Here is a 9422-nt window from a genome sequence, read left to right as displayed (position 1 = left end):
ATGAAAATCAGCGTATTCGGTATCGGTTATGTGGGGCTCGTGCAGGCCGCCGTGATGGCGGAAGTCGGTCATGACGTCCTGTGCATGGACATCGACGAGGACAAGATCGCCAAGCTCAAGCGCGGGCACATCAGCATCTTCGAGCCGGGCCTGGCCGAGCTGGTGAAGGACAACCTGGAAGCCGGCCGCCTGCACTTCACCAGCGACGTCGCCGAAGCCGCCGCCCACGGCCGGGTGCAGTTCATCGCCGTGGGCACGCCGCCGCTGCCCGATGGCTCGGCCGACCTGCGCGCCGTGCTGGCCGTGGCCGAGGGCATCGCCCGCCACCGCACCCAGCCGGTGATCATCGTGGAGAAATCCACCGTGCCGGTGGGCACCGGCGACCGCGTCAGGGCGCAGGTGCAGCAGGTGCTCGCCGAGGCCGGCCGGACGCTGGAATTCGAGATCGTCTCCAACCCGGAATTCCTCAAGGAAGGCTCCGCCCTGGCCGACTGCCGCAAGCCCGACCGCATCGTCATCGGCTGCGAAAGCCCCGAGGTGATGGACGTGATGCGCGAGATCTACGAGCCGTTCAACCGCAACCACGACCGCATCATCAGCATGAACCTGCGCAGCGCCGAACTGACCAAGTACGCCGCCAACTGCATGCTGGCGACCAAGATCAGCTTCATCAACCAGATCGCCGAACTGGCCGAACACCTGGGCGCCGACATCGAAGCGGTGCGCCAGGGCATGGGCGCCGACCCGCGCATCGGCTACCACTTCATCTACCCCGGCTGCGGCTACGGCGGCTCCTGCTTCCCCAAGGACGTCCAGGCCCTGATCCAGAGCGCCGAGCAAGCGCACTGCTCCAGCGACCTGCTGCGCGCGGTGGAGTCGGTGAACCAGCGGCAGAAGAACAAGCTGTTCGAGCGCATCAGCGGCTACTACGGCGGCAATCTCAAGGGCCGCACCTTCGCCCTCTGGGGCCTGTCGTTCAAGCCCAACACCGACGACATGCGCGACGCCCCCAGCCGCACCCTGATGGAAGCGCTGTGGGCCGCCGGCGCCAAGGTGCGCGCCTTCGACCCCGAGGCCATGCCCGAAGCCCAGCGCCTGTACGGCCACGACGAACGCCTGACCCTGATGGGCACCCCCGAAGCCACCCTCGGCGGCGCCGACGCCCTGGTGATCTGCACCGAATGGCGGCAGTTCAAGGCGCCGGACTTCGAGCTGCTGGCCGGCCGTCTGAAGGCCCCGGTGATCTTCGACGGACGCAACCTGTTCGACCCCGAGCGCATGGCCCGCCATGGCTTCGAATACTTCGCCATGGGCCGCGGCGACTCGCACCGCCTGCCGGTGCCCGCACCGGCGCTGGAGCCGGCGCAGCAGCGCCACGCCTGAGGCGCGGCCAGCCGGTGCCTACGGGTTGGGCCCCGCGCAAGGTCTCAACCCGCCCGCCGGAGCCGCTCCTACAGGTTGGGCCCTGCGCAAGGCCTCGACCCTCCCGCCAGAGCCGCTTTTCGTAGGAGCGAGCTTGCTCGCGAACCGCCCAACACAGGTGCGACCGGGGGCTCTGTTCGCGAGCAAGCTCGCTCCTACAGGTTGGGCTCTGCGCAAGGTCTCAACCCTCCCGCCAGAGCCGCTTTTCGTAGGAGCGAGCTTGCTCGCGAACCGCCCGACACAGGTGCGACCGGGGGCTCTGTTCGCGAGCAAGCTCGCTCCTACAGGTCGGCCGCGCGCAATGCCTCGGCCCTACCCGCGCCCCTGCGCCGGCTCGTCCAGCACCATCACCGGCGCCGCCTCGGCGCGCCTGAGCACGGCGTAGATCACCCCGGTCGCCACGCTGCCCACGGCAATCGCCAGCAGGTACAGCAGCGCGTGGTTCATCGCGTTGGGAATCAGCAGCACGAACAACCCGCCGTGGGGCGCCAGCAGCCTGCAGCCGAACAGCATCGACAAGGCACCGGCCAGCGCACCGCCGACGATGCTCGCCGGGATCACCCGCAGCGGGTCCTTGGCCGCAAAGGGAATCGCGCCCTCGGAAATGAAGCACAGCCCCAGCACCAGCGCCGCCTTGCCGGCCTCGCGCTCGCCCTGGGCGAACTTGCGCCGCGCCAGCAGGGTGGCGATGCCCATGCCGATCGGCGGGACCATGCCGCCGGCCATCACCGCCGCCATCGGCGCGTAGCTCTGCGACGCCAGCAGGCCGACGGAGAAGGCATAGGCGGCCTTGTTGATCGGCCCGCCGAGGTCCACGCACATCATCCCGCCCAGCAGCAGCCCGAGCAGGATGGCGTTGGTGGTGCCCATGCCGGCGAGGAAATCGGTCAGCGAATGCATCATCGCCGCCACCGGCGAACCCACCACGTAGATCATCACCAGCCCGGTGAACAGGCTGGCCAGCAGCGGAATGATCAGGATCGGCTTGAGCGCCGCGACCGCGTCCGGCAGCGCGAGCCACTGCGCGATGGCCCGCGCCGAGTAGCCGGCCAGCAGCCCGGCGACGATGCCGCCGAGGAAGCCCGCGCCCAGCGTGCTCGCCAGCAGGCCGCCGATCATCCCTGGCGCCAGGCCCGGACGGTCGGCGATGGACCAGGCGATGTAGCCGGCGAGCATCGGCACCATCAGCTTGAACGCCGCGTCGCCGCCGATCTGCATCAGCGCGGCGGCCAGCGTGCCCGGCTGCTTGAAGGCCTCGATGCCGAAGACGAAGGACAGCGCGATCAGCAGGCCGCCGGCCACCACCATCGGCAGCATGAAGGACACGCCGGTGAGCAGGTGCTTGTAGACGCCGCGCGCTTCATTTCCGGCCGGCGCCGCACCGCCGCCGGCGGACGCGGCGGACTCCGCCTTCGCCTCCCGCAGCGCGCGTTCGAGGATCGCCCGCGGCTGCTTCAGCGCCACGCCGGTGCCGCAGCGGAAGATGCGTTTGCTGGCGAAGCGCTCGGCGTTCACCTCGATGTCCGTCGCCAGCAGCACCACGTCGGCGGCGGCGATGTCCTCGGCGGCGAGCGGATTGCGCGCGCCGACCGAGCCCTGGGTTTCCACCTTCAGCTCGACGCCCATCTGCCGGGCCGCCTGCTGCAATGCCTCGGCGGCCATGAAGGTGTGCGCCACGCCGGTCGGGCAGGCGGTGACCGCCACCAGCCGCGCGGCACGATCGGTGGCGGCGGGCTGCTCGTCGCCCGCCCAGACTTCCGCCTCCTGCGCGGCGCGCTGGAGGAAAGCGGCGGGATCGGCCAGCGCCTCGGCCGGGCGCGCCTGCAGCAGGCGCTTGCCGACGAAGCGCGAGAGGTCCAGCGGCTGCGCGCTGACCACCAGCACCCAGTCGGCCGCCGCGATCTGCGCCGCGGACAGCTGGCGTTCGGGATGTTGCGGGTCGCGCTGCTCGACGCACACTGACCAGCCCAGGCGCTCGGCCGCCACGCGCAGCAGGCGCGCGCTGAGCACACTGGTGATCTGGCCGTTCGGGCAGGCCGTGATGAGGGCAAGGTTCATCGTCATACCTCTTGTTGTTCTGGGAACGGCGCGCGTCAGGCCAGGGCCTGGACCTGCACACCGTCTTCTATCCGGGCCAGCCGCCGCGCATCGCCGATGCCGAAGTCGAACTGGGTGACCGCCAGCGCCGCCACCGCCGTGGCGTGGCGCAGCACGCGCTCGGCGGGCCAGCCGGCGAGCAGGCCGTGGAGCATGCCGGCGAGCAGCGAATCCCCCGCCCCCACCGTGCTCGCCACCTCGACCGTTGGCGGGGTCGCCCGCCAGTTGCCCTGCGGGCCGAACCAGAGCACGCCGTCCGCCCCCCGCGACAGCACCACCTGCTCGATGCCCCGCGCGCGCAGCGCGCCGGCCTGCGCGCTCAGCGCCGCCGGCGTGTCGAGCGCTTGTCCACAGGCTTCGGCCAGCTCGGCCTCGTTGGGCTTGACCAGCCAGGGCGCCGCTTCGAGCCCGGCGCGCAGGGCCGCGCCGCTGCTGTCGAAGGCCACCTTCAGGCCGCGCCGCGCGAGCCGCCGCAGCAACTCGCGCAACCAGCCGGGCTCGACGCCGCGCGGCAGGCTGCCGGCGACCACGATCAGCTCATGCTCGCCGGCGATGCGGTCGAGGCGGTCGAGCAGGGCGTCCTGCTCGCGGGCGCCCACCTCCGGGCCGGGGCCGTTGATGTCGGTGATGCGTCCGCCGTCCTCGGCCAGCTTGATGTTGCGGCGGGTTTCCCCCGGCACGCGGACGAAGGCATCGACGAAGCCACGGCGGCGGAACAGCGCGTCGAAGGGCGGTGCGTTGTCCGCCCCGAGGAAGCCGCTCACGCTCAGCGCATGGCCGAGATCGGCCAGCACCTGGGCGACGTTCAGCCCCTTGCCGGCCGCCTGGCTGAGCATCGACTCGCTGCGGTTGACCGCGCCGAGGTCGAGCCCGGGCAGGCGCACCGTCAGGTCCAGCGCGGGATTCAGGGTCACGCTGAGGATGCGCGCCATCAGTCCGCCTCCGGCAGCGCCAGGGCGACGCGTTCGCGCACCTCGGCGGCGGAACCGAGGCCCAGCGCGGCCCGGGCCAGCTCGCGGGCCAGCGGCAGGTCGAGCTCGCGCACCCGCGCCTTGACCTGGGCGACGCTGCGCGCCGACACGCTCAGCTCGTCCACCCCCAGCCCCACCAGCAGCGGCACCGCCTGCGCGTCCGCCGCCAGCTCGCCGCAGACGCCCACCCACTTGCCGTGGGCATGGGCGGCGCGCACGGTCATGTCGATCAGTTGCAGCACCGCCGGGTGCAGGCCGTCGGCCTGCGCCGAGAGGGTCGGATGGCCACGGTCGATGGCCAGGGTGTACTGGGTCAGGTCGTTGGTGCCGACGCTGAAGAAATCCACCTCGCGGGCCAGCACCGGCGCCAGCAGCGCCGCCGACGGCACCTCGACCATGATGCCCAGTTGCAGGTCGTGCGCGCCGCCCAGCTCCGCGCAGAGCTGCCGGGTCAGGTCGCGGGCCTGCCGCCACTCCTCCACCTGCCCGACCATCGGGAACATGATGCGCAGCGGCCGGCCGGCGGCGGCCTGCAGCAGGGCGCGCAGCTGGGTCTGGAAGATCTGCGGGCGCTGCAGGGTCAGGCGCACGCCGCGCACGCCGAGATAGGGGTTTTCCTCCGCGGGGATCGGCCAGTACGGCAGCGGCTTGTCGCCGCCGACGTCGAGCGTGCGCGCCACCAGCGGCCGTCCGTCGAGGGCGTCGAGCACGCGCCGGTACTCGGCCTCCTGGGCCGCCTGGTCCGGCGCCTGGGGGTTGTCCATGAAGACGAATTCGGTGCGCAGCAGGCCGACGCCCTCCGCGCCCTGTTCCACCGCCGCCGCCGCGCCGGCGGTGTCGCCGAGGTTGGCGCAGACCGTCAGCGCATGGCCGTCGCGGGTGAGCGCCGGTTCGTGCCGGCGCGCCTCGGCCCGCTCGGCGCGGCGCTGGCGCCGGTCACGCTGGCGTTCGGCCTCGGCCAGGGCTTCGGCACCGGGCGCCACCCGCAGCTCGCCGTGGTCGCCATCGAGCAGGAGGAGGGTCCCGGGCTCCAGCGCCAGCACCGCCGCACCGGCGCCCACCAGCGCGGGGATGCCCAGCGCGCGGGCGATGATCGCGCTGTGCGAGGTCGCCCCGCCGCGCGCGGTGAGGATGCCGGCCACCCGCTCGCGGTCCAGCCGCGCCACGTCGGAGGGGCCGACCTCGTCCATCACCAGGATGTAGGGCCGCTCCGGCGCGGCGGCAACCGGCACGCCGCACAGGTGCGCCAGCACCCGCCGGCCGAGGTCGCGCAGGTCGGCCGCGCGTTCGGCCAGCAGGGCGTCGCGCAAGGCTTCCTGGGCACTGGCGACGCGCTCGATCACCTGGCTCCAGGCGGCCTCCGCGCTGGCGCCCTCGGCCAGGCGCGACTGCACCTCGTCGGCCAGCTCCGGGTCCTCCAGCAGCGCCTGATGGGTGACGAAGATGTCGCGGATCGCCTTCACCCCGGTGCGCGTCACCAGCGCCTCGATCTCGGCGGAAATCGCCGCGCACGCTTCATCCAGACGCTGGCGCTCCAGCTCGACGGACTCGCCCTGCTCGGCGAAGCGGAAACGCTGCTCGACCTGTGGATAAGCGGGGCCGCTGGCGATCCCGGGGGACGCGGCGATGGCCTGCAGGCGGCTGCCCGCCGCCGGCGCTTCGGGCGCGGGCGCCTCGGCGGCCTCGGCGACGTCGGCAAGGGGCTCCGGGGTTTCCGGCAGCGGCTCGACCTCCTCGCCGAGCCCCTGCTCCACCGCCAGGCGCACGGCCGCCAGGGCGAGCCCGGCGATCTCCGGCTCGGCGAAGAATTCCAGTACCTGCCCGCGCCGCGCGCCGAGGCCGAGCAGCTTGCTCAGGCTGCGGATCGACACCGGCGCGCTGTCGGCCCCGGCGATGCGCACGCGGATCTCGCCGGCAAAGTCCCGCGCCAGCAGCATCAGCACCTGCGACGGGCGCGCATGCAGGCCGTGCGGGTTGGCCAGCGGCACCCGCACGCTCGGCCAGTCCACCGGCAGCTCGCCGCCCAGCGCTTCCAGCACGTGGCGGCTGGAGCCGGCGCGCGCCAGCTCGGCGGCGCGGCCGTCCACCAGCAGGTCGCAGAGGCGCTCGAACACCGTGCGGTGCGCGTCGCCCCGGCTGGCCAGGCAGAACAGCCCGCGCACCGGCTGGCCGGCATGGTTCAGCTCGCGCTGCGGCGTGACGAAGGCCAGCCCCGGCCGCGAGACCAGTTCGCCGCTGTGCAGCCACCAGAGCCCGCCGCCCAGCGGCAGCGCCTCGGCGCCGTGCAGCTCGGCGGCGAAGCCGGGCTCGACGCAGCCGGCCTTCTTCAGCCGCCGCGCGCCGAGCACGGTGAGTTCGTCGAAGTCCTCGGCGATGACGCCCAGGCCGACCAGTTGGGTATCCAGCAGCAGCGCCTGCGGTGCGCCGCGCAGCAGTTGCAGCAGCGCCTCGGGGGTCTCGACCCGGCGCAGCGCCTCGCCCATCTCGCCGTCGCCCAGCGTGCGGGTGAGCAGTTGCAGCAGGTGCAGGTGTTCGTCGGACTTGGCCGCGATGGCGATGGCCAGGTGCACCACCTGGCCATCGCCCCACGCGACGCCCTCGGGGAAATGCAGCAGGCGCACGCCGGTGCGCTGCACCAGGTGGCGGGTTTCCGGGGTGCCGTGGGGAATCGCGATGCCCTGCGCCAGGTAGGTGGAGCCTTGCGCCTCGCGGGCCTGGAGACCGGCGAGGTAGCCGGCGGCGACCAGTCCGTCGTCCTCCAGGGCCGCGCCGAGCAGCGCCAGGGCGGCCTGCTTGTCGGCGGCGCGCTGGTCCATGCGGACCTGCTGCGCGTTCAGTTCGAGCATCGATATCTCCTCGCCGGCGCGGGGACGCGGCGGCGTCGTGGGGCGGTTTTCCGCTTGTACGGTGAACAGCTTAGAGCCTGTGGCTTTCCCGACCGCCACGGCGTCTTCCTGGCAAGGTCCGGAAGAAGCGCTGAATCGTTTCACCTTTTGAGACTGGCACGTTACGCGATAATGCGTGATCCTTGAAGCCCCCAATCATCGGCAGCATCCCCCGTTGAAACTCAGTGATATCGCCCGCCTGGCCGGTGTTTCGGTCACCACCGCCAGCTATGTGATCAACGGCAAGGCCGTGCAGCGGCGCATCAGCGCCGCCACGGTGGAGCGCGTGCGCGCGGTGATCGAAGAACACGGCTACCACCCGGACCAGCAGGCCGCCAGCCTGCGCCGCGGCCAGACCCGCACCCTCGGCTTCGTCCTGCCGGACCTGGAGAACCCCAGCTACGCCAAGCTGGCCAAGCTGCTCGAACAGGGCGCCCGGGCCCGTGGCTACCAGTTGCTGATCGCCAGTTCCGACGACGAGCCCGACACCGAGCGCCAGGTGCTCAACCTGTTCCGCGCGCGGCGCTGCGATGCATTGATCGTCGCCAGTTGCCTGCCGGACAGCGACGACAGCCACGCCCGCCTGCTGGCCGCCGGCGTGCCGGTGATCGGCGTGGACCGCCAGCTCGATCCGCAGCGCTTCTGCTCGGTGGTCAGCGACGACCGCGACGCCTGCCAGCGCCTCACCGCCAGCCTGCTGCAACCGCCGCCGCGGAGCATCGCCCTGCTCGGCGCGCGCGCCGAGCTGATCATCAGCCAGGAGCGCGCCGCGGGCTTCCGCAGCGCGCTGCGCGACTTCCAGGGACAGGTGCTGGTCGAGCACGGCGAGGCCTTCAGCCGCGAATGCGGCCGGCGGCTGATGGACGCCTTGCTGGCGCGCCAGGGGCAGTTGCCCGAAGCGCTGATCACCACGTCCTACGTCCTGCTCAAGGGCGTGTTCGACGTGCTCCAGGCGCTGCCCGGCGGCTGGCCGGCGGAGCTGCGCATCGCCACCTTCGGCGACACCCAGTTGCTCGACTTCGTCCCGCTGAAGGTCAACGCGATCTCCCAGCAGCATGCGCTGATCGCCGAACGCGCCCTGGACCTGGCGCTGAGCGCGATCGAGCAGAACAGCTACACCCCCGGCGTCCACCCCGTGGCGCGCACGCTGATGCTGCGCGCCGACGCGGAGTGAGGCCATGCAGCTGATCGACACCCACAACCACCTCGACTGCCCGGACTTCGCCGGCGACCGTCAGGCGGTGCTGCGGCGCAGCCGCGAGCGCGGGGTGATCCGTCAGGTGCTGCTCGGGGTGTTCCGCGAGAACTGGGAGGACGTCTGGGCGCTGGCCATGCAGGAGCCCGACCTGTACGCCGCCCTCGGCCTGCACCCGATCTACCTGGCGCGCCACCGCCCCGAGCACCTGGCGGCGCTGCGCGAGTGGCTGGAGCGCCTGGCCGGCCAGCCGAAGCTCTGCGCGGTGGGCGAGATCGGCCTGGACTACTACCTGGAAGACCTCGACCGCGACGGCCAGCAGGCGGTCTTCGAGGACCAGCTGCGCGCCGCCATCGACTTCGAATTGCCGGTGCTGCTGCACGTGCGCCGCTCCCATGCGGCGGTGATCGCCACGCTCAAGCGCTTCCGGCCGAAGCGCCAGGGCATCGTCCACGCCTTCGCCGGCAGCCGCGAGGAGGCCCGCGAATACCTCAGGCTGGGCTTCCGCCTGGGCCTGGGCGGCGCGCCGACCTGGCCGCAGGCCAACCGCCTGCGCAAGGTGGTGCCGGAGATTCCGCTGGAATCCATCGTGCTGGAAACCGATTCGCCGGACATGGCGCCGGCCATGTACCCCGGCCAGCGCAACAGCCCCGAGCACCTGCCGGAAATCTGCGCGGCGCTGGCGCAGCTGAAGGGCATCAGCCCGGAGGAACTGGCCAGCGCCAGCACGCGCAATGCGATGGAGCTGTTCGGCTGGACGTGAGCCGTAGCAGGTCACCGCGGCGATTTGAATCACCGACAACCCGGTATCCGCGAGATGGGGATGCGTCCATGCGTTCGCGCGGATACCGG

General features: G+C 72.1%; 6 protein-coding genes. 3 read left to right on the top strand and 3 right to left on the bottom strand.

The window, feature by feature from the left end; genetic code table 11:
• Nucleotides 1-1383 carry a UDP-glucose dehydrogenase family protein gene (locus tag AC3B6A_RS04805; RefSeq protein WP_488401162.1) on the top strand — a complete coding sequence of 461 codons (1383 nt, stop codon included), beginning with the start codon at nucleotides 1-3 and terminating at the stop codon, nucleotides 1381-1383.
• Nucleotides 1384-1734: 351 nt separating this feature from the next.
• Here AC3B6A_RS04805 and AC3B6A_RS04800 read toward each other — a convergent pair whose 3' ends face one another.
• From AC3B6A_RS04800 to ptsP, 3 genes are read right to left on the bottom strand one after another with little or no spacing between them, the layout of a single operon-like run.
• Complete coding sequence (locus AC3B6A_RS04800; protein WP_488401161.1) at nucleotides 1735-3480, bottom strand: PTS fructose-like transporter subunit IIB; 1746 nt, start codon at nucleotides 3478-3480, stop codon at nucleotides 1735-1737.
• Nucleotides 3481-3515: 35 nt separating this feature from the next.
• Nucleotides 3516-4451 (bottom strand): 1-phosphofructokinase, encoded by a 936-nt coding sequence (pfkB, locus tag AC3B6A_RS04795; protein ID WP_488401160.1) that lies wholly within the window; start codon nucleotides 4449-4451, stop codon nucleotides 3516-3518.
• The gene (ptsP, locus tag AC3B6A_RS04790; protein WP_488401159.1) at nucleotides 4451-7336 is read right to left on the bottom strand and encodes a phosphoenolpyruvate--protein phosphotransferase; all 2886 of its coding nucleotides are present in this window, start codon (nucleotides 7334-7336) and stop codon (nucleotides 4451-4453) included. Before ptsP ends, pfkB begins: the two co-directional genes overlap by 1 nt.
• Nucleotides 7337-7550: 214 nt before the next feature.
• Here ptsP and cra point away from each other — a divergent pair, with 214 nt between their 5' ends.
• Nucleotides 7551-8549 (top strand): catabolite repressor/activator, encoded by a 999-nt coding sequence (gene cra / locus AC3B6A_RS04785; RefSeq protein ID WP_488401158.1) that lies wholly within the window; start codon nucleotides 7551-7553, stop codon nucleotides 8547-8549.
• A 4-nt stretch (nucleotides 8550-8553) separates the two neighbouring features.
• The gene (locus tag AC3B6A_RS04780; protein ID WP_488401157.1) at nucleotides 8554-9333 is read left to right on the top strand and encodes a TatD family hydrolase; all 780 of its coding nucleotides are present in this window, start codon (nucleotides 8554-8556) and stop codon (nucleotides 9331-9333) included.
• Nucleotides 9334-9422: the final 89 nt, after the last annotated feature.

The sequence above is a fragment of the Pseudomonas sp. B12(2026) genome (assembly GCF_057767015.1).
This window is presented reverse-complemented; position numbering and strand designations above follow the sequence as displayed.